At 64.2% G+C, this 20,808-nt stretch carries 18 protein-coding genes and 1 pseudogene; 10 read left to right on the top strand and 9 right to left on the bottom strand.

What is annotated here, in order from left to right; translation table 11 throughout:
- Positions 1-2: 2 nt before the first annotated feature.
- From NKI10_RS11565 to NKI10_RS11535, 7 genes and pseudogenes are all read right to left on the bottom strand, one after another.
- Positions 3-737: an amino acid ABC transporter ATP-binding protein gene (locus NKI10_RS11565; protein WP_023710015.1), complete on the bottom strand. Its 735-nt coding sequence runs from the start codon at positions 735-737 to the stop codon at positions 3-5.
- A 1-nt stretch (position 738) separates the two neighbouring features.
- Entirely contained in the window at positions 739-1,410 is a 672-nt protein-coding gene (locus NKI10_RS11560; protein ID WP_352859961.1) for an amino acid ABC transporter permease, read from the bottom strand.
- Positions 1,410-2,081, bottom strand: coding sequence for an amino acid ABC transporter permease (locus NKI10_RS11555; RefSeq protein ID WP_352859960.1), 672 nt, complete (start codon positions 2,079-2,081; stop codon positions 1,410-1,412). The genes NKI10_RS11560 and NKI10_RS11555 overlap by 1 nt, the downstream gene beginning before the upstream one ends.
- A gap of 343 nt (positions 2,082-2,424) precedes the next feature.
- Positions 2,425-3,534 carry an alcohol dehydrogenase family protein gene (locus tag NKI10_RS11550; protein ID WP_352859958.1) on the bottom strand — a complete coding sequence of 370 codons (1,110 nt, stop codon included), beginning with the start codon at positions 3,532-3,534 and terminating at the stop codon, positions 2,425-2,427.
- 8 nt (positions 3,535-3,542) lie between these two features.
- Positions 3,543-4,921, bottom strand: a pseudogene (locus NKI10_RS11545) (aspartate aminotransferase family protein).
- A 32-nt stretch (positions 4,922-4,953) separates the two neighbouring features.
- On the bottom strand, positions 4,954-6,447 hold the full coding sequence (locus NKI10_RS11540) for an NAD-dependent succinate-semialdehyde dehydrogenase (protein WP_352859956.1): 1,494 nt from the start codon (positions 6,445-6,447) through the stop codon (positions 4,954-4,956).
- A gap of 130 nt (positions 6,448-6,577) precedes the next feature.
- The gene (locus NKI10_RS11535; protein WP_352446747.1) at positions 6,578-7,066 is read right to left on the bottom strand and encodes an Lrp/AsnC family transcriptional regulator; all 489 of its coding nucleotides are present in this window, start codon (positions 7,064-7,066) and stop codon (positions 6,578-6,580) included.
- Positions 7,067-7,148: 82 nt separating this feature from the next.
- Here NKI10_RS11535 and ehuR point away from each other — a divergent pair, with 82 nt between their 5' ends.
- The 10 genes from ehuR (at position 7,149) to doeB (ending at position 17,075) form a co-directional block, all read left to right on the top strand.
- Positions 7,149-8,534, top strand: a complete 1,386-nt coding sequence (gene ehuR / locus NKI10_RS11530; RefSeq protein WP_352859953.1) for a MocR-like ectoine utilization transcription factor EhuR — start codon at positions 7,149-7,151, stop codon at positions 8,532-8,534.
- A 124-nt stretch (positions 8,535-8,658) separates the two neighbouring features.
- Complete coding sequence (gene ehuA, locus NKI10_RS11525) at positions 8,659-9,444, top strand: ectoine/hydroxyectoine ABC transporter ATP-binding protein EhuA (RefSeq protein ID WP_023729201.1); 786 nt, start codon at positions 8,659-8,661, stop codon at positions 9,442-9,444.
- 64 nt (positions 9,445-9,508) lie between these two features.
- Positions 9,509-10,360 (top strand): ectoine/hydroxyectoine ABC transporter substrate-binding protein EhuB, encoded by an 852-nt coding sequence (gene ehuB / locus NKI10_RS11520; protein ID WP_023682674.1) that lies wholly within the window; start codon positions 9,509-9,511, stop codon positions 10,358-10,360.
- A gap of 164 nt (positions 10,361-10,524) precedes the next feature.
- Positions 10,525-11,184 (top strand): ectoine/hydroxyectoine ABC transporter permease subunit EhuC, encoded by a 660-nt coding sequence (gene ehuC / locus NKI10_RS11515; RefSeq protein WP_023667875.1) that lies wholly within the window; start codon positions 10,525-10,527, stop codon positions 11,182-11,184.
- Positions 11,184-11,843, top strand: a complete 660-nt coding sequence (gene ehuD, locus NKI10_RS11510; RefSeq protein ID WP_023709687.1) for an ectoine/hydroxyectoine ABC transporter permease subunit EhuD — start codon at positions 11,184-11,186, stop codon at positions 11,841-11,843. The genes ehuC and ehuD overlap by 1 nt, the downstream gene beginning before the upstream one ends.
- A gap of 8 nt (positions 11,844-11,851) precedes the next feature.
- Positions 11,852-12,631 carry an ectoine utilization protein EutA gene (eutA, locus tag NKI10_RS11505; protein ID WP_023682672.1) on the top strand — a complete coding sequence of 260 codons (780 nt, stop codon included), beginning with the start codon at positions 11,852-11,854 and terminating at the stop codon, positions 12,629-12,631.
- A gap of 5 nt (positions 12,632-12,636) precedes the next feature.
- Complete coding sequence (gene eutB / locus NKI10_RS11500) at positions 12,637-13,623, top strand: hydroxyectoine utilization dehydratase EutB (protein ID WP_023749754.1); 987 nt, start codon at positions 12,637-12,639, stop codon at positions 13,621-13,623.
- Positions 13,624-13,855: 232 nt separating this feature from the next.
- Positions 13,856-14,848 (top strand): cyclodeaminase, encoded by a 993-nt coding sequence (locus tag NKI10_RS11495; RefSeq protein ID WP_023704765.1) that lies wholly within the window; start codon positions 13,856-13,858, stop codon positions 14,846-14,848.
- A gap of 38 nt (positions 14,849-14,886) precedes the next feature.
- Positions 14,887-16,065: an ectoine hydrolase DoeA gene (doeA, locus tag NKI10_RS11490; protein WP_023704766.1), complete on the top strand. Its 1,179-nt coding sequence runs from the start codon at positions 14,887-14,889 to the stop codon at positions 16,063-16,065.
- A gap of 5 nt (positions 16,066-16,070) precedes the next feature.
- Positions 16,071-17,075: a N(2)-acetyl-L-2,4-diaminobutanoate deacetylase DoeB gene (doeB, locus tag NKI10_RS11485; protein WP_023704767.1), complete on the top strand. Its 1,005-nt coding sequence runs from the start codon at positions 16,071-16,073 to the stop codon at positions 17,073-17,075.
- Positions 17,076-17,100: 25 nt separating this feature from the next.
- On the opposite strand, the gene NKI10_RS11480 is transcribed toward doeB, so the two are convergent.
- Both NKI10_RS11480 and NKI10_RS11475 read right to left on the bottom strand, forming a co-directional pair.
- Positions 17,101-18,597 (bottom strand): aldehyde dehydrogenase family protein, encoded by a 1,497-nt coding sequence (locus tag NKI10_RS11480; RefSeq protein WP_023704768.1) that lies wholly within the window; start codon positions 18,595-18,597, stop codon positions 17,101-17,103.
- A gap of 532 nt (positions 18,598-19,129) precedes the next feature.
- Positions 19,130-20,647 carry a winged helix-turn-helix domain-containing tetratricopeptide repeat protein gene (locus NKI10_RS11475; protein WP_023704770.1) on the bottom strand — a complete coding sequence of 506 codons (1,518 nt, stop codon included), beginning with the start codon at positions 20,645-20,647 and terminating at the stop codon, positions 19,130-19,132.
- Between the last annotated feature and the right edge of the window lie 161 nt (positions 20,648-20,808).

Genomic DNA, 20,808 nt, shown 5'->3' with positions numbered 1-20,808 from the left:
TCCTAGTCCTTGCGCATCCTGGAGAGAAATTGCGCAACCCGCGGCTGCGCCCGGCCGCCGTCCGCGGCGAAGAAACGATCCGTCGGCAGATCGACCACCAGCCTGCCCTTGTCGAGGAAGACGATGCGGTTGGAAATCTCGCGCGCGAATTCGATCTCGTGGGTGACGAACAGCATCGTCGTGCCTTGCGCGGCGAGCTTTGCCAGGATGGCCAGCACCTCGGAAGTCATTTCCGGGTCGAGCGCGCTGGTCACTTCATCGAGCAGCAGATAGCGCGGCTGCATGGCGAGCGCCCGGCAGATGCCGACACGCTGGCGCTGCCCGCCCGACAACTGCGCCGGGTAGGCGTTGGCCCGATCGGCGAGGCCGACGGACTCGAGCAGCTTGCGCGCCAGCGCCTCGGCCTCAGGGCGCGGCATCTTCAGCACCTCGATCGGGGCGAGCGTAATGTTCTGAAGCGCGCTCATATGCGGATAGAGGTTGAACAGCTGGAAGACGGTGCCTGAGCGCTTGCGCGCCTCGGCCAGCTCCTTCGGCTTGCTGACATCGAAATCGTCGACCGTGATGCGGCCCGACTTCAGCTTTTCGAGGCCGTTGATGCAACGGATCAGTGTCGACTTGCCGGACCCCGACGACCCGAGGATCGAGACCACTTCGCCGGGCGCGATCGTCAGGTCGACGCCGTCCAGCACAGTGACCTCGCCGAACGCTTTGTGCACGTTTTCGATCTTGAGCATGTTAAAGCCCCCGCCAGGCGCTGTGCGCCCGCAGGCGGTTTTCAAGACGCTCGCCAAGCAGGGCGACCAGCTTTGCCGCGCCATAGTAGAGCAGCCCGACGACGGTCCAGACCACGAACGGCTTCAAGGTTCGCATGTTGAGGATGTGGCCAATCTTGGTCAGGTCGACGACGCCGATGACAGAAATCAGCGACGTCACCTGAAGCTGGTTGACCAGCAGCGCGACGAGCGGGCCGACCGCGAAGGCGGCAGCCTGGGGCGAAACGATATGGCGCAGGACCTGCCACCGGCTCAGGCCGAAGACACGCGCGGCCTCGACCTGCTCGCGTTCGATCGACTCGATCGCCGAGACCGCGATGACATAGACGAATGCCGCGGTGTTCGCCGACAGAGTGATGGTCGCTGCGGTGACCGGCGTCACCCTTATATGCAACAGCGCCGGCAGGCCGAAGAACACCAGGAACAGCTGCACCAACACCGGCGAGTTCTTCAACAGCTCCGACAGGAAGGTGACGACCTGGGCCAGAACCGGCACACGGTAGAACCGCACCAACGCCCAGCTCAGGCCAATCAGCAGTCCGATCAGAGAGGTGACGAGAAACAGCGCGATGTTGGTGCCGAGACCTTGCGCCAGCAGGATCAGGTCGTAGGAGGTGAAGTCGCTGAACCGCATCAGTCGACCGCCTCCATCATGTCCCGATTGAGATGGCGGTGGAGCAGGGTGACGCCCAGCGAGACCAGATAGGTCAGGGCCGCGTAGGCGCAAAGCAGCACCACATAGACCTCGAAGGGCCGATAGGTCTGCGAGACGACGATCTGGGCTGAGCCGGTGAGCTCGTTGAGCGTGATGGTAGAGAGGATCGAGGACGTAAGGATCATGTTGATGAGCACGGATCCGAGCGGTCGCACGGAGGTGCGCAACGCAATCGGCAGCACGATGCGGGTGAAGATCTTGCGCCTGGACAGGCCGCTCACTTCAGCGGCGTCGATGATGCCTTGGTCTATGGCGAGGATGCCGGCGCGAATGATGTCGGAGGCATAGGCGCCGCCGGCAATGGAAAGCGCCACGACGCCAGTGGTGAAGGCATCGATGTAAATGCCGAGCTCGGGCAGGCCGTAATAGAAGAAGAACAGCTGGACGATGAACGGCACATTGCGGAAGAGATCGACATAGACGAAGGCGATCCGTCGAAGCAGTGCCGAGGCGGAGGTGCGTGCGATCGCCACCAACGCGCCCATGACGACGCTTCCCACCAGCGACAGCGCGCAAGCCGCCGCCGTTTGTTCGGCGCCGCGCGCCAGAAAACCCAGATGCGGGAGCAGAATGGACAGATCGAAATGCACCGGCGGTCCCCAGTGAAACCGGTTTCACTCTTTTGGCCCTCGTCTGTCAAGATGGTCTGGTTGCCGGCCTGTGGCTTGCATTCGTTGCGATGATTTCGGTTCGCCTCATGCGCGCTATGTCTCAAGCGCCGGCAATTCGCCGCCGGCTTTCAGCTCGAGGACGCCGCCTATGCCAGCCGCGCGTCGCTGCGATGGCGGCTGGGGCGGCGCCCTCGGTTTTGCCGATCCCGGCGCCAGCATCGGATTCGGCTACGTCACCAACCGCATGCTGGGTTTCGACGACATCGATCCACGACGCAAGGTATTGATGATGCCGTTTACGACGCGCTCTGACGTAGGGGCGTTATGGGCGGATATTCGGGTTCCACATGGCGTCCGGCACGATCACCAGCTTGCCGACGAAGTCCTTGGCAATAAAGTCTGCCTGCGCCTTGTGAAAATCGGAGAGCCTGTAGACGCCGCCGACCAGCGGTCGGATCTTCTTCGCCTCGATATAACCGACGATGCGGCGAAAGTCGGCGCGGGTGCCCTGGCTTGAGCCATGCAGTTGCAGCTGCTTGAGATACATGGTCCTGAGATCGAGCTGCACGACCGGGCCGGCGATGGCGCCGGCGGTGGTGTAGCGGCCTTCAGGTCGCAGGATGCGCAGCAGGTCGTTGAAGATCGCGCCGCCGACGAGATCGGCGACCACATCGATCGGCTGGCCGCCAGTGGCTTCATTCACGGCGGCGGGAAGATCGGCAACCCCACGGGTAATAACCGCTTCGGCGCCGATGTCGCGCACCGCCTGCTCCTTGCCCTTGCCGACGACGGCGTAGGGAACGGCGCCGCGCGCCCGCGCCAGCTGCACGATGCCGGAACCGACGCCGCCCGAGGCGCCGGTGACCAGCACGCGTTCGCCGGCTTGCAGCCCGGCGCGCTCCAACATCTGTTCGCCGGTGAGGTAGGCGCAGCAGAAGGTGGCGAGTTCGACGTCGCTCATGTCAGTATCGATGACATGCGCATTCTCGCCCGGCACCATCTGGTACTCGGCGTACCCGCCGTCGCGACCGTGGCCCATATAGTCGATGTCGGCGAGGGAATCGTCGTCGCGGTTGTAGATCGAAAAATCGACCATTACCCGTTCGCCGATACGGCCCGGGGAAACGCCTTCGCCGACGGCAGCGATGGTGCCGACCGTGTCGGTGCCCTGGATGCGCGGGAAGGTAAGCGTGTTGCCTTGCCGCCGCCACGTCGACACGGCGGCAGCGTCCTCCTCCGTGCCATAGGCGCCCTGGCGTACCCAGACATCGGTGTTGTTCATACCGCAAGCGCTGACCTTGACCAGCACCTCGCCGGCGGCAGGCACAGGCACTTTCACATCGCTGCGATAGACGAGCTTTTCCGGTCCGCCATGCCCGGTGAGCAGCACGGCGGCCATGGTGGCGGGGAGGGTCTTGGTCATGGCATTCATGGTCGATCTCAGAGATTGGAAAACACGCTGTTGACGGCATCGGCGGTTTTCGAAACGACGATGTCGGCTTCCTCACGCGTCAGGCAGAGCGGCGGCGCGAAGCCAAGGATGTCGCCCTGCGGCATGGCGCGGCCGATGACACCGCTGGCGGCAAGTGCTGTCGCCACCTGCGGCCCGATCTTGAGCGAAGCATCGAAGAACACACGGTCGTCCTTGTCGGCGACGAACTCGACCGCCGCCAGCATGCCGTCGCCGCGCACGTCGCCGACGTGTCTGTGGCCGCCGACAGCCTTGGCGAGTTCGGCGCGGAAATAGGCGCCGGTCTCGCGGCATTTGTCACCAGGTCCATCTCGTCGATCAGTTCGAGATTGGCGACGCCGGCGGCAACGCAGATCGGGTGCGCCGCATAGGTCCAGCCATGGCCGAGCGAACCGAGCTTGTCGGAGCCCTGCACCAGCACCTGCCACACCTTGTCGGCAACGATGACGCCCGACAGCGGTGCATAGGCCGAGGTCAGGCCCTTGGCGATGGTGATCAGGTCCGGCTTGATGCCGTAATGGTCGGAGCCGAACATGGTGCCCAGACGGCCGAAGCCCGTCACCACCTCGTCGGCGACCAGCAGCACGTCATATTTCTTCAGCACCGCCTGGATTTTCTCCCAGTAGCCGGCCGGCGGCGGCACGATGCCGCCAGTACCGAGGATCGGCTCGCCGATGAAGGCGGCGACTGTTTCGGGACCTTCGGCCAGGATCATCTCTTCAAGCTTGTCGGCGCAATGCTGCGAGAACTGCTCCTCGCTCATCGAGCGGTCGGCGCGGCGGAAATAGTAGGGCGCTTCGGTGTGCAGGACCGGCGCGCGCGGCAGGTCGAAGGCGTTGTGGAACAGGTCGAGCCCGGTCAGTGATCCCGTCATCACGCCCGAACCGTGATAGCCGCGCCAGCGCGAGATGATCTTCTTCTTCTCCGGCCGCCCAAGCACGTTGTTGTAGTACCAGATCAGCTTGATGTTGGTTTCGTTGGCGTCCGAACCGGAGAGCCCGAAATAGACCCTGCTCATGCCCTTCGGCGCGCGGTCGATGATCATCTTGGCCAGCGTGATCGAGGCCTCGGTGCCGTGGCCGACATAGGCATGATAGTAGGCGAGGTTCTTCGCCTGGGTGGCGATGGCATCCGCGATCTTTTGGCGGCCATAGCCGACATTGACGCAATAGAGTCCGGCGAAGGCGTCGATGCTCTTCCTGCCATTGTTGTCCCATACCGTGACGCCCTCGCCGCCGGCCATGATGCGGGTCGGCGATTCACCCCGCGCATGAGTGCCCATATGGGTCGAGGGATGGAAGAAGTGGTCGCGATCCCAGGCGTTGAGTTCGTTGGACTGGTCGAGCATTTTTTTTACTCCTTGAGAGATGGCCGGACGGACTATGCGACGTCCAGACAGAGGTACTTCAGATCGGCGAAAGCTTCGAGCCCGTGGCGCGAGCCTTCGCGGCCGATGCCGGATTGCTTGACGCCGCCGAAGGGGATCGGCGCTCCGGTGATCTTGACGCGGTTGATGGCGACCATGCCGTAGTCGAGCGCGCGGCCCATACGTTGCTGGCGGGCGCCATTCTCGGTAACGACATAGGCGACGAGGCCATATTCTGTGGCGTTGGCACGGGCGATCACCTCGTCCTCACTGTCGAACGGCGTGACTGCGGCGACCGGCCCAAAGGTTTCCTCGCGCATGATCAGCGCTTCGTCGCTGACATCGGCCAGCAACGTCGGCTGGTAGAACAGCGGCCCGGCCTGATGCCGCTTGCCGCCGGTGAGGCAGCGCGCGCCATGGGCGACGGCATCGGCGACCTGTTCCTCGACCTTGGTCACGGCGCGCTCATGCATCAGCGGTCCGATATCGATCTTGTCGACAAGCCCATTGCCGGTCCGCAGCGCCTCGATGCGCTCGGCAAAGGCGGCGCAGAAGCGATCGTAGATCGGGCGCTGGACATAGATGCGGTTGGCGGCAAGGCAGTCCTGGCCTGACGTTGCAAACTTGGCATCGATGGCAATGCTCACTGCGTTGTCGACATCGGCGTCGGCAAAGACGATCAGCGGCGCATGGCCGCCAAGCTCCATCACCAGCCGCTTCATCGTCGGAGCACACTGTGCGGCGATCAACCGGCCGATCTCCGTCGAGCCGGTAAAACTCATGGCGCGGACGCGCGGGTCTTCGCACATGCGCCCGACGATCGTCGCTGCCTTGCCGGTGATGACGTTGAAGACACCGGCGGGCAGGCCGGCGCGCTCGCCGAGTTCAGCCAGCGCCAGCGCCGACAGCGGCGTCTCCGAGGATGGGTGTGCGACGATGGTGCAGCCGGCGGCGAGTGCGGCGGCCGCCTTGCGGGTCAGCATCGCCGCCGGAAAATTCCAGGGCGTGACGACGCCGACAACGCCGAGCGGCTCGCGCCTCACCATCATCTCGGCATTCGGCAGATGGCTGGTGACGCTCTCGGCGTTAGGGCGCTTTGCCTCTTCGGCATACCATTCGACGAAGGAGGCGGCGTAGTCGATTTCGCCGAGCGATTCCTGCAGCGGCTTGCCCTGTTCCAGTGTCATCAGCAGGGCCAGATCATCCTTGGCTGCAATGATCAGCTCGAACCATTTTCGCAGAATTTTGGACCGCTCCTGCGGCAGCAACGAACGCCAAGCCGGAAAGGCACGTGCGGCGGCGTCGATTGCTTTGGTCGTCTGCCCGGCATCGAGCGCCGCGACAAATGCGACAGTGGTGCCGGTCGCCGGATCGGTAACCTCGAAACTCTTCGCCGCTCCGCTTGCCGTCCAGTGACCGTCGACATAGGCGAGCTCGCGCAGCAGCCGGCGGTCGGCGAGGCGGTCGAGCGCTTCGTGGCGATGCGAGCGGGCGAAATTCGCGGACATGGTCGAGGCCTCCCGGTTCGGACTGATGCGGGAAGACTATCGGCCAGAAGCAGACAGAGAGGCTGTTTCGACGCCCTGAAGGAGAGAGACTCTCTCTATTGTGCCGTCCCGACAGACATTCTCTCCGGGCTTATGCCGACGCCGGCAACAGGTCGGCTATCGGCAGCACGATTTCGTCCTTCACCGTCTTGGTGACGATGTAGGTGAAGTAGCGGTCGATGCCGATCTCGCGCTGCAGCAGGCCGTCGACCAGCCGCTGATAGGCGTCGATGTCGCGCGTCATCACCTTGACCACATAGTCGACGCCGCCGCCCACCGACCAGCAGGCGACGATTTCGGGGATGTCGCGGATGACGCGTTCGAAGCGGTCGAAATCGGCCTGGCGATGGCTGGCCAGCGTCACCTCCATCAGCACGGTGGCGACCGGCGCCACCACGCGCATGGCGATCCTGGCGTGGTAGCCCGAGACGATGCCGGCCTTCTCCAGCTTGCGCAGCCGCATCCAGCACGGCGTCGGCGACAGCCCGACCTGTTCGGCCAGCGCCAGCTTGGTGATGCGCCCGTCGCGCTGGATGGCGTCGAGTATCCTGAGGTCGACCGCGTCGAGTTTTGATGTCATCGGCGTCCGCTTTTTGTCGGCATCACCATGACGGCGCATTATTTCGATTGTCAATTGCACTGATTTCGATCTCTATTAAGTCATGACATTATGGCAACCCGACCCTGCGCTCATCCGCCGGCCAGCCTATCAAACGCTGGCCGACCAGTTCGCCCGCGCCATTCATGACGGGCGGCTGGCCAACGGCGCGCGGCTGCCGACGCATCGAAGGCTGGCAGACGATCTGAAACTGTCGGTGCAGACGGTCAGCCGCGCCTACGAAGAACTGATCCGGCGCGGCCTGATTTCGGGCGAGATCGGCCGCGGCAGCTTTGTCCAGACGCAGCGCCGTGAACCGGAGCCGCCCTATCTGCCGGAGCGCCTCGGCGAGGTCATCGACCTATCGATCCTGAAGCCGGTCTGCGAGCCGATGCATCTGGAGCGGCTGAAGCAGGCGCTGGGCTGGCTGGCCGAAAACCTGCCGTCCAGTTCGGCGTTGTCGTTCCGGCCCAACATGGTGTTCCCGCGTCACCGCGCTGTGGCTGTCGAATGGCTGAAACTGTGTGGGCTCGACGTCTCCGCACAGAATATCAGCCTGACCAATGGCGCGACCGCCGGGATGACCGTGGCGTTGATGAGCGTTGCGCCGCCGGGATCGACTGTCGCCACCGAGGCTATCGGCCACCACACGCTGGTGCCGCTGGCGCGCTATCTCGGCTTCAACCTGGAAGGCCTGCCGATCGACGGCAATGGCCTGATCCCGGAGGCGTTGGACGAGGTCTGCCGGCTCACCGACATTCGCGCGGTATTCGTGCAACCGTCGGTGATCAACCCGACGGCGACGCTGATGGACGCTCGGCGGCGCGAAGAGATCGCCGCGGTCGCGCGCAAGCACGACATCGCCATCATCGAGAACGATGTGCTGGGTCCGCTGGTCGAGGACCGGCCGCCGCCGGTCGCCGCCTTTGCGCCGGAGCGCACGCTCTACGTCACTTCCTTCACCAAGATCACCGTACCTGGCCTGCGCATCGGCTATCTCGCGGCGCCCGACCGCTATGTCGCCGCCGTTGCCAACCGGCATCTGGTGTCGAACTGGATGGCGACGCCGCTGGTGGCCGAGATCGCCACCAAATGGGTGACCGACGGCACGGCGATGGAACTCGTTCGCTGGCAGCGCGCGGCATTGCGCCGCCGCCAGGACATCGCAGCCGAGGTGCTGGGCGGGGTTGGTTATCGCGCCAGGCGCGACGGGCTGCATGTCTGGTTGCAACTGCCCGCGGACCGTGCCGAGGAAAGCTTCGTCGCCCAGGCCCGCCTGCAAGGCGTGGCGATCGCGCCCGGCACCTCCTTCCGCATCTCGGATGCGCCCTGGCATCCGGCGGTGCGCATCTCGCTCGGCTCGACCACCGAGGGGGAACTGCGCGCCGGCCTCGGCGTTGTCACCAAGTTGCTGCTTGGCGATCCGGAGCATCTGCTGCTCGCAATCTAAGCGGGAATTGCTCTGGAATCATGCAGCGCCGGAAATATTGTCATGATTTTATTTTCCCAATTGACATGATTTTGCGCGTTCCGCATCGTTAAGGGCACAGGCTTCTCCAGCAGGGGAAATTCATTTGTCCGCACCCATCATCAAGGTCGACGCCATTTCGAAGAGCTTCGGCTCGTTCAAGGTGCTGGACGGCCTGTCGATGCAGGTCATGCCCGGCGAGAAGCTGGCGCTGATCGGCCCGTCCGGCTCGGGCAAGACGACGATCCTGCGCATCCTGATGACGCTGGAGAAGATCGACGGCGGCCATATCCAGATCGATGGCGAGCAGCTCTACCACATGGAGCGCAACGGCCAGCTGCTGCCCGCCGACGAGCGGCACCTGACCAAGATGCGGCAGAAGATCGGCATGGTCTTCCAGCTGTTCAATCTGTTTCCGCACAAATGCGTCATGGATAACGTCACGCTGGCGCCGATGCTGACCAAGGGCACGCCTCGCGCCGCCGCTGAAAAGCGGGCCATGGAACTGCTCGACATGGTCGGCATGGCTGACAAGGCGAAGTCGATGCCGGCGCAGCTGTCCGGCGGCCAGAAGCAGCGCGTGGCGATTGCCCGTGCGCTGGCATTGTCGCCGAAGATCATGCTGTTCGACGAGGTGACGTCGGCCCTCGATCCGGAGCTGGTCGAGGAGGTGATGAATGTCATGCGCAAGCTCGCCGCAGAGACCGACATGACCATGCTGCTGGTCACCCACGAGATGGGCTTTGCCCACGACTTCGCCGACCGCGTGCTGTTCTTCGACCGCGGCAAGATCGTCGAAGAGGGCAAACCAGACGAGATTTTCCGCCATCCAAAGCAGGAGCGCACGCAAGGCTTCCTGAAGAAGATCATCGCGGCCGGACATCGTGTCTGACCGCTTTGCGGGGCGGAAGACCGCCCCAGACAAAACCAAGAAGACAACAAAGGAGTTGGGAACAATGAAGAAACTTGGCATTCTGGCCGGCGTCGCCGGTCTCGCACTGACGGCGGTGCTCGCCGCGTCGAGCACCGGTTCGGCCGATGACAGCAAGCTCGAGCAATTGAAGGCGCAGGGCTTTGCCCGCGTCGCGATCGCCAACGAGCCGCCCTATACGGCGGTCGCCGCCGACGGCAAGGTTTCGGGTGCGGCGCCCGACGTGGCGCGCGAGGTCTTCAAGCGTCTCGGTGTTGCCGACATCGTCGCTTCGATCTCCGAATATGGCGCGATGATCCCCGGCCTGCAGGCCGGCCGCTTCGACGTCGTCACCGCCGGCCTGTTCATGAAGCCGGAGCGTTGCGCGGCGGTCGTCTATTCCGAGCCGGTGCTGTGCGACGCCGAGGCGATGCTGGTGAAGAAGGGCAATCCGAAGGGCTTCAAGAGCTACGAGGACGTCGCCAAGGATACGTCGGCCACCATTGGCGCGCCCGGTGGCGGCACCGAGGAGAAGCTGGCGCTCAACGCCGGCGTGCCGCGCGAGCGCGTCATCGTCGTGCCGGACGGCCAGAGCGGCCTGAAGATGCTGCAGGACGGTCGCATCGATGCCTATTCCCTTCCCGTCCTGTCGATCAACGACCTCGTCAAGAAAGCCAACGATCCGAACCTCGAAGTCATCGCCCCGGTGGTCGGCGCGCCGGTCTATTGCGACGGCGCCGCCTTCAAGAAAGGCGATGAGGCCCTGCGCGATGCCTTCGATGTCGAGCTCGCCAAGCTGAAGAAATCCGGCGAGTTCGCCAAGATCATCGAGCCCTACGGCTTCTCGGCCGCAGCCGCGATGTCGACCACGCGGGACAAGCTCTGCGCGGCGAAATAGCGCCGTTTTTGCCTTCTCCCTGTTCACGGGGAGAAGGTGGCCCGAGGGGCCGGATGATGGGCGGCGCCAGGTTCTGAGAATTTAGCGCTGCCCCTCATCTGCCTGCCGGCACCTTCTCCCAGTGTACGGGGAGAAGGAGCTAGAACCCAACCGTTGGAACCCGAATGACCCAGTGGTCCGGCTACCTTGGCCTGATATTGCAGGGAGCGCTTGTCACCATCGAGCTGACGCTGATGGGGTCGGTGCTCGCCCTGATCATGGCCTTCCTCGCCGGCATGGGCCGCGTGTCGCGCTTCTTTGCGCTGCGCTGGCTGGCCACCGCCTATATAGAATTCTTCCGCGGCACCTCGATCTTCGTGCAGCTGTTTTTTGCCTATTTCGTGTTGCCGTTGATCGGCCTCGAACTGACCCCGCTGCAGGCGGGTGTGCTGGCGCTGGGCCTCAATGTCGGCGCCTATGCGGCCGAGGTGGTACGCGGCGCCATCCAGTCGGTCGGCCGCGAACAATATGAGGCCTGCATCGCGCTCAACCTCGGCCGCTGGCAAGGCATGCGCCATGTCATCCTGCCGCAGGCGCTGCTGGTCATGCTGCCGACCTTCGGCAACAATGCCATCGAACTGCTCAAGGCGACCTCCGTGGTGTCGCTGATCTCGCTCGCCGATCTCACCTTTCAGGCGCAGGTCGTGCGCTCGCAGACCGGCAACACGCTGGCGCCGTTCACCACCATCCTGATCATCTATTTCGCCCTGGCGCTGATCATCTCCTGGGGCGTGCGTTCATTGGAACGCCGCATGGCGCGCGGCCTCGACGGGGTGCGCGTCTGATGGATTGGGATTGGAACTTCGTTTGGGAGATCCTGCCGACGCTGATCCAGGGCGTGAAGATCACCATCCTGGCAACGCTGCTCGGCTCCGTGCTGGCCGCTGTCGTGGGTCTGGGCATCGCGCTAGCACGACGCTCGCCCAACAAGGCGCTGTCGCGCACCGTTGGTTGGGCGGCCGAATTCATCCGCGGCACGCCGCTTCTGGTGCAGCTCTATTTCATCTTCTACGTGCTGCCGGATTTCGGCATCCTGTTGCCGCCGCTGGTCGCTGGCGTCATCGGGCTCGGCCTGCACTACGGCACCTACACGGCGGAAGTCTATCGCGCCGGCATCGACAACGTGCCGCGCGGCCAGTGGGAGGCGGCCAAGGCCTGCAATCTGAGCGCCACGCAGACCTGGACCAACATCATCATTCCGCAAGCGATCCCACCGATGATCCCGGCGCTGGCCAATTATTTCATCGCGATGTTCAAGGAGACACCGCTGCTATCGGCAATCACCGTGCTGGAGCTGATGAACCAGGCAAAGAGCGTCGCCAACACCTACTATCGCTACATTGAGCCGATCACGCTGGTCGGCGCTTTCTTCCTCGTCATCAGCCTCTTCTCGGTCGTGCTGCTGCGCTGGCTGGAACATCGCTACGGCAAGATCGAAAGGTAATTCTCAAGATGAAACCGCTGCCCGAAATCAGGCTGATGCCGACAAGGCCGGCGCTCGATGCGCGCCCGCTGGAAAAGCGCGTCGGCCTGATCATCCTTGCCACCGACCACACCAGCGAACCGGATTTCCGCCGCATGGTGGCGAGCGAGCGCATCGGCGTCTATGTCGCGCGCATTCCCTACAAGAATCCGACGACGCCGGAAAACCTTCGCAAGATGCAGCCGGAGCTGGCGGCGGGCGCCGCGCTGATCCTGCCAGACGAGCCGCTCGACGCGATCTGCTACTCCTGCACCTCGGCCTCGGTGGTGATTGGCGACGCCGAGATCGAGGCGGCGATCCAGTCTGCCAAGCCGGGTGTTCCTGTGGTCACGCCGCCCATGGCAGGCGTGCGCGGGCTGAAGGCGCTGGGTGCCAAGAAGATCAGCATCCTCACCCCTTACACCGTAGAAACCTCCAGACCGATGGCGACGTATTTCGCCGAGCGCGGCTTTGAGATCGTCAGCTTCACCTGCCTCGGCTTCGAGGACGATCGCGAGATGGCGCGCATTGCGCCGGCAGCGATCGCCGACCTGGCTCGTGAGGCGACGAATGCGCAGGCCGATGCACTGTTCGTGTCCTGCACCGCATTGCGCGGAGCGCTCGCGGTTCCCGGGATGGAACAGGCGATCGACCGCCCGGTCGTCACCAGCAATCAGGCCAGCGCCTGGAATTGTTTGCGGTTGTGTGGCGACGGGACGTCGCATCCCGAATTTGGCCGTCTGATGACGCTGCCTTTGCCGCGCGATTGACGATCATGACGACAGTCACCCTTAACGATATTCGTGCCGCCCGGGAGCGAATTGCCGGCAAAATCGAACGCACGCCGACAGGGTTATCTCACAGCCTTTCCGAACGACTGGGCATCCCCGTCCACCTCAAGCTTGAACACCGCCAGACCACCGGCAGCTTCAAGCTGCGCGGCGCCTCGAATGCCATTGCTTCGCTGAGCGCCGAGGAGAAGGCGCGCGGCGTGGTCGCGGCGTCGACCGGCAATCATGGCCGTGCGCTGGCCCATGCCGCGAAGCTCGAAGGCATGCGTGCGGTGATCTGCATGTCGCGACTGGTGCCGGGCAACAAGCTCGACGAAATCCGTCGGCTTGGCGCGGATGTCCGCATCATCGGCAACAGTCAGGACGAGGCGCAGCAGGAGGTCGAACGGCTGGTGGCGCAGGAGGGACTGGTGATGCTGCCGCCCTTCGACCACCCGGCCATCATCGCAGGGCAAGGCACGCTCGGACTGGAGATGATCGAGCAGGTCCCGGATGCCGCTCTCGTCCTGGTGCAACTCTCCGGTGGTGGACTCGCCTCGGGCATCGCCGCCGCCGTCAAGGGCGTCAGCCCCGGGACAAAAATCATCGGCGTTTCGATGGCGCGTGGTGCTGCGATGAAGGCGAGCCTGGATGCCGGTCGCCCGGTCGAGGTGGAAGAACTGCCGACGCTGGCGGATTCGCTCGGCGGCGGCATCGGTCTCGGCAACCGGCTGACCTTCGCCATGTGCCGCGATCTGCTCGACGACGTCATCCTGCTCAGCGAGGACGAGATCGCCGCCGGCATCCGCCATGCCTATGAACAGGAGCGCGAGATCGTCGAAGGCGCCGGCGCGGTCGGCATCGCCGCGCTGCTTGCCGGGAAGGTCAAGGCGACCGGGCCGGTGGTCGTTCTTCTCTCGGGCCGCAATATCGACATGAACACGCATCGCAAGATCGTCTGGGGTGACGCAATCGCGGAGCGCGCGGCATGAAAACTCTCCCACGCCGAATTCCCGCCCACCCCCCTCTGTCCTGCCGGACATCTCCCCCGCAAGGGGGGAGATCGGCAGCTTCGATGCGGTCGCTGTTCTTGCTGCGCTGGAGATTGGCGAAGGCAGGAGTGCAGTCCAATCTCCCCCCTTGCGGGGGAGATGGCCGGCAGGCCAGAGGGGGGGGTGACGGAACACTATCCTTCGCAGTGCGCGCCTTCGCGGAGCGCGTCGCATGAGCCGGATGACGATCCTCACCGAGAAGGAACTGCGCACAATCGTGACGCTCGATCTCGACGCGGTCGCCTGCGTCGAAAACGCTTTCCGCGCGCTCGCCACATTGCCGGTGGCGATGCCGCCGATTCTGCGGTTGGACATTCACGAGCAGCGCGGCGAGGTGGATGTGAAGTCCGCCTATGTGCCTGGAATAGACGGTTTCGCCGTCAAGATAAGCTCCGGCTTCTTCGATAATCCGAAGCTCGGTCTGCCCAGCGGGGGCGGCATGATGGTGTTGCTCTCGGCAAGAACCGGTGTGGTCGAGGCGCTGCTGCTGGACAATGGCTATCTCACAGATGTCCGCACCGCTGCTGCCGGCGCCGTCGCGGCGAAGCATCTGTCGCGGCCGGATTCGTCCGTCGCCGCAATCTTCGGCGCCGGCGTGCAAGCCGGGCTGCAACTCGAAGCACTCATGTTGGTGCGGCCGATCGCCGAGGCACGTATCTGGGCGCGCGATGCGGTCAAGGCGCAGACGGCCGCAGGCGCGCTGCGCGAAAAGCTCGGCATTCTCGTGCGCGCCGAGCCGGATGCAGCCAAAGCAACCATCGGCGCCGACATCATCGTCACCACCACGCCGTCGACCGAGCCGCTGATCAAGGCCGGCTTTGTCGTTGCCGGGCAGCACATCACCGCCATGGGCTCGGATGCCGAACACAAGAACGAGATCGCGCCGGCGATCCTGCGCATGGCCGATCTCTATGTCGCCGACAGCGCCAAGCAGACACGGCGTCTGGGAGAACTGCATCACGCCATCGCATCGGGCGTGATGGGAGCCGATGCCGCGGTCACCGAACTCGGCCAGATCATCGCCGGCGAACGGCACGGAAGGCGCTCACCCAGCGATATCACCATTGCCGACCTCACCGGCACCGGCGTGCAGGATACGGCGATCGCCACGCTCGCTCGCGACCGGGCGCGGGCGGCCAATGCCGGAACCATTTTTGAAAGCTGATGCTGGCCGCAAGGCCCAACAAACGAGGACCAAGAACAATGCAACCGAACCTGAAATTCTCGCGCGCCGAATTTGCGGATCGCCTCGCCAAGACGCGGAAAGCCATGGAGGTGAAGGGCGTCGATCTCCTGGTTGTCAGCGACCCCTCCAACATGGCCTGGCTGACCGGCTACGATGGCTGGTCGTTCTATGTGCACCAAGCAGTGATTGTGCCCCCATCGGGCGAGCCGGTCTGGTACGGCCGCGGCCAGGATGCCAATGGCGCCAAGCGCACCGCCTATCTCGCGCATGACAACATCGTCGGCTATGCCGACCACTACGTGCAGTCGACCGAGCGCCACCCGATGGATTTTTTGGCCAGCGTGCTTAGTGATCGCGGCTGGGGCAAGCTGACCATCGGCGTCGAGATGGACAATTACTGGTTCTCGGCTGCCGCCTTCGCCGCGTTGCAGAAGCACCTGCCCAACGCCCGCTTCGTCGACGCGACAGCGCTGGTCAACTGGCAGCGCGCGGTGAAGAGCCCGACTGAAATCGACTATATGCGCAAGGCGGCCCGCATCGTCGAAGCCATGCACCAGCGCATCGTCGACAAGATCCAGGTCGGCATGCGCAAATGCGATCTGGTCGCCGAGATCTACGATGCCGGCACGCGCGGCGTCGACGGCATCGGCGGCGACTATCCGGCGATCGTGCCGCTGCTGCCGTCGGGCGCCGACGCCTCGGCGCCGCATCTCACCTGGGACGACCAGCCGATGAAGTCGGGCGAGGGCACCTTCTTCGAGATCGCCGGCTGCTACAGCCGCTACCATTGCCCGCTGTCGCGCACCGTCTTTCTCGGCAAGCCGACGCAGGAATTCCTAGATGCCGAGAAGGCGACGCTGGAAGGCATGGAGGCGGGGCTTGCGGCGGCAAAGCCCGGCAATGCCTGTGAGGACATCGCCAACGCCTTTTTCGCCGTGTTGAAGAAATACGGCATCGTCAAGGACAACCGCACAGGCTACTCGATCGGCCTGTCCTATCCGCCGGATTGGGGCGAGCGCACCATGAGCCTGCGCCCCGGCGACCGCACCGAACTCAAGCCCGGCATGACCTTCCATTTCATGACCGGCCTGTGGCTGGAGACGATGGGACTGGAAATCACCGAATCCATCCTGATCACCGAAACCGGTGTAGAGTGCCTCGCCAATGTACCGCGCAAACTGGTGGTGAAGAATTGAGCCCGATGCCTAGCCTCCGCCCATCTCCGATCGCGCCGACCGTCGATTTCGACAAGGACGGCGTGCAACATGGTTTCCTGCGCCTGCCCTACAGCCGCGACGACTCGGCCTGGGGTTCGGTGATGATCCCGATCTGCGTCATCCGCAACGGCAAGGGACAGGCCGCGCTGCTCACCGGCGGCAATCATGGCGACGAGTATGAGGGGCCGCTGGCGCTCTACGATCTCGCCCGCACGCTCGATCCCAAACAGGTCAGCGGCACGGTGATCATCGTGCCGGCGATGAACTATCCGGCCTTCCGCGCCGGCACGCGGACGTCGCCGATCGACAAGGGCAATATGAACCGCAGCTTTCCCGGCCGTCCCGACGGCACGGTGACCGAGAAGATCGCCGACTACTTTCAACGCGAACTGCTGCCGCGCGCCGACCTCGTCTTCGATTTCCACTCCGGCGGCAGGACGCTGGATTTCGTGCCCTTCTGTGCCGCCCACACGGTGCCCGACAAGGCGCTGGAGCAGAAAGCCTTCGACGCGGTCGCCGCGTTCTCGGCCCCGTTCTCGATGCGCATGATCGAGATTGACTCCGTCGGCATGTATGACACGGCGGCCGAGGAAATGGGCAAGGTCTTCGTCAGCACCGAGCTTGGCGGCGGCGGCACCTCGCGTGCCCAGACCGTGCGGATCGCGCGGCGCGGCATCAGCAATGTGCTGCGCCATGCCGGTATTGTTGATGGTGCGGTCGAGAAGGGCAGAACTCAGTGGCTCGACATGCCGTCAGGCGATTGTTTCTCCTTCGCCGAGGACGACGGCATGATCGAGACCATGGTCGATCTCGGCGAGCCTGTGAAAGAAGGCTCGGTGCTGGCGCGCATCCATTCCACCGGCCGCACCGGCATCGCTCCGCAGGAGATCAAGGCAAAAATGTCCGGCATTCTGGCGGCGCGGCATTTCCCCGGCCTGGTCAAAGCCGGTGACTGCGCCGCCGTCCTGGCCCTTGTGGTTTCATCGTGATTTCGCAGAGTACGCCGCGCGAATATCAGTCGGTCTGGATCCAGACCGACTTGGTCTCCAGATACTCGTGCAGATGCTCGATGCCGCCCTCGCGGCCATAACCCGACATCTTCGTGCCGCCGAACGGCACCGCCGGGTCGATGGCATGGTACATGTTGACCCAGACCGAGCCGGCCTTGACGCGGCGCGCAAGCTTGTGCGCGGTGCCCAGATGTGTCGTGAAGATGCCGGCGGCCAGGCCATAGGGCGTCGCATTGGCACGCGCCACCGCTTCGTCGAGCGAGTCGAAGGGCATCGCCGAAATGACCGGGCCGAAAATCTCCTCGCGCGCGATGGTCATCTGGTCCGACACGGCGCCGAAGACCGTCGGCGCAATGAAGTTGCCGCCATCGTAGAGCTCGCCGGTCAGCCGCGAGCCGCCGGCGACCAGTTCGGCGCCTTCGTCGCTGCCGGCCCTGATATAGCCCTCCACCTTGGCTGCCTGCTTGGCATTGATGAGCGGTCCGATTTCCGTCTCTGCCTCGATGCCATGGCCGATCCGCAGTCTGCCGGCGAAATCGGCGAGCCGGCGGACGAACTCGTCATGGATTTCGCGCGCCACGAACAGCCGCGAGCCGGCAATGCAGATCTGGCCCGAATGCACGAACACCGCCATCGCCGCGATCGGAACAGCCTTGTCGATGTCGGCGTCGCGGCAGACGATGATCGGCGACTTGCCGCCGAGCTCCAGTGAAACGCGTTTGAGGTTGGCCACGGCTGCCCGCGCGATGGCCTGGCCGGTCAGCGTCGATCCGGTGAAAACGATCTTGTTGACGTCTGGATGTTCGGCGAGCCGCGCACCGGCTTCGGCCCCGGTGCCGGTGACGACGTTGACGACGCCGTCGGGCACGCCGGCTTCCTGCATCAGTTGCGCGATCAGCAGCGGCGTCAGCGACGCATCCTCGGACGGTTTCAGCACGATGGTGCAGCCTGTCGCCAGCGCCGGCGCGATCTTCCAGATCGAGGCGGCGGTCGGCGCGTTCCAGGGAATGATCGCACCAACGACGCCCACCGGCTCGCGCCGGGTGAAGGTGACGATCTCGCCGGGAATCGAATTGTCGATCGCCTCGCCATGCAGCGCCGTCGCCATGCCGGCATAGAAGCGCAGCATGCCGATGACGCGGCGCCGGTTGGAGAGCGTGCGCGTGATCGGCAGTCCCATATCGAGCGTGTCGGAAACGCTGAGCTCTTCCCAATGCGTCTCGAACAGATCGGCGATCCTGAGCAGCACGCACTGCCGCTCGTAGGGCGAGAATTTGGACCATGGGCCTTCGAAGGCCGCGCGCGCGGCGGCCACCGCCGAGTCGATATCGGCAGCCCCGCCGCGCGGCACTGTCGCCAGCACCTCGCCTGTTGCCGGATTGAGTGCCTGCATGCCCTGGCCGGACTGCGCGGCGACCCACTTGCCGCCAATGAACATCGGTCGGAATTCGCCATGGTACAACGCCGTGGCCTTCGCCTTCGGGTCGAAGTTCAGCGTCATCTCTTCCTCCTCGCAATTCCTTGGCGACTATTACTCCCGCCGCCGACCTCAAACAAGGAAAGCTAAAGGGCGCTCAGATAACCAGGTTGTGCGGGTGACTTCCGATCGCGCCAGCAACAAGAAACAGACAGCCGCTAGAGCATGGTCCCGAAAAGTGGAAACCGGCTTTCGGAAAAGATTGTGCTTCGACAAATGGCATCTAGAAAAATCATCGCGAGTTGTCGGAGCGCGTCGCTAAAAGCTCAATGAGGCAAGCCGATCATTGCCCACGGCGACCGTGATGCCGGCATTGCAGACGAGAGCGCAACAGGCAGTCGCCAGCCGCCACCCAGCGCTCACCCGTGGCCGGATCGATCGTGGCCGTTCCAGCCGGCTTCACCGTGACAGAGGTTTCGCGCGCCGCTTCGCTGCAATCGCTGTTGGATGACTGCTCGCGGAAGCAAGATCGGTCGAGCGGCCTCGCGACGTGCAAACATTGGCAGGATTGATCCGCAACCGACGGTGCCTGGCATCGATCGAGCACGCCGGTCCGTCACTCCGGAAGGCCGGCCTTTCGGAAGCCATCGACGAAATGGTCGAGCGTGGCAGTGTCGCGGAACGGCTCCGTCTCGACCCAGTGACGGGTGGTGAAATGTGGGTTCGCGACGAGGAACAGGTCGACCTCGGCGCGCGCCTCGTCGATCCGGCCGAGTTGCGCAAGGCTTGCCGCAAGGAAACGGCGCGAGCTTGTCCGATACGTCTCGTCCCGGCGCGTCGTCTCGACGGCGGCTTCATAGTCGCGCGCCGCATATTGCGCCTGGCCGAGCGTCAGATAGTACCAGCTTGCCGGAAACGGGTTCAGCCGGAACGCCTTGCTGATATAGTCGAGGCCCTCCTCGACGCGCCCGGCCAGGACCGCGATGTCGGACAATGTCGCCCAGGCATCGGCCTCGTTCGGGTCGAGCTCGAACGCCTTGGCAAATCCCACATCCGCTTCGTCGAATCTGCGCTCATAGGCAAGCAGGTTGGCAAGCACCCAGTGGCAGCCGGCATCGTTGGGATCGATCGCCACAGCCTTGCGCGCCAGTTCCAGGGCAAGGCCGCGGGCAGGCTCAATGGGCTCTCCCCAATGCACCCATCCCATCCAGTGGTTCATGGCAAGCCAGCGATAGGCTTCGGCATAGTCCGGATCGAGCGCAAGCGCGCGCGTCAGCAACAGATGCGCTTCGCGCGCCGTCTCCGGCGAGACGTCGATCAGGTTGCGGGCCCGCACGCACAGATCGTAGGCCTCGAGATTTCGGGGCCGATTGCGCGGCAGCGGCGCGCGCAGCCGGCCAAGCAGCGCCTCGACGATCTTGGCCGTCACCTCGTCCTGAACGGCAAAGATATCTTCCAGGCCGCGATCGAAGCGGTCTGCCCATAAATGCTCGCCGCTCAGCGCGTCGACCAGCTGGGCGTTGATGCGCACGCGCCCGGCGGCGCGTCTGGCGCTGCCCTCCAAGAGATAGCGCACGCCAAGTTCCCTGGCGACCTCGCGCACATCCACCGCCTTGCCCTTGTAGGCAAAGGTCGAGTTGCGCGCGATGACGAACAGGCCGCCGATCCTCGACAGGTCGGTGATCAGGTCTTCGGTCAACCCGTCGGCGAAGGCTTCCTGCTCGGGGTCGTTGCTGAAATTGGCAAAGGGCAGCACGGCTATCGACGGTTTGGCAGGCAGCGGCAAAGCCTGTCGCTTCTCGTCGCCGAGCTGTTCGATGGCGCCGGTGAAGCGATAGCCGACGCGCGGAACGGTCGATATCCATTCTCCGCCGTTCGTGGCCGGACCCAGCAGCTTGCGCAATTGCGCAATCTGGACGGTGAGGTTGCCTTCCTCAACGGCGGTGCCTGGCCATGCCGCATCCATCAACTCGGCCTTGGCCACGATCTCGCCGGGCCGGGCGACGAGCGCCGCCAGCAGCTGCAGTCCGCGGTGGCCGGCGGCTACGGGAACTTGGTCCCGAAGGAGCGTTCCCGCACCCGGATCAAGCACGAACGGACCAAAGGCAAAGCGCGATCCCTGCATAACGCGCATCTATAGAGCAATTCCAGGAAAGGTGTGAAGGCGGTTTTCCCACGGGAAAGCGCGGCGGAGCGCTTCACGGACGTATGGCGTCAAAACAAAGAGTTGAGCACCTCGCCGTTTCCATGAAACGGCGAGGTGCTCTAGCCGGTTTGGAACTTTTGAGAACTATT

The sequence above is a fragment of the Mesorhizobium sp. M0802 genome (genome assembly GCF_040320115.1).
Lineage (GTDB): Bacteria > Pseudomonadota > Alphaproteobacteria > Rhizobiales > Rhizobiaceae > Mesorhizobium.
This window is presented reverse-complemented; position numbering and strand designations above follow the sequence as displayed.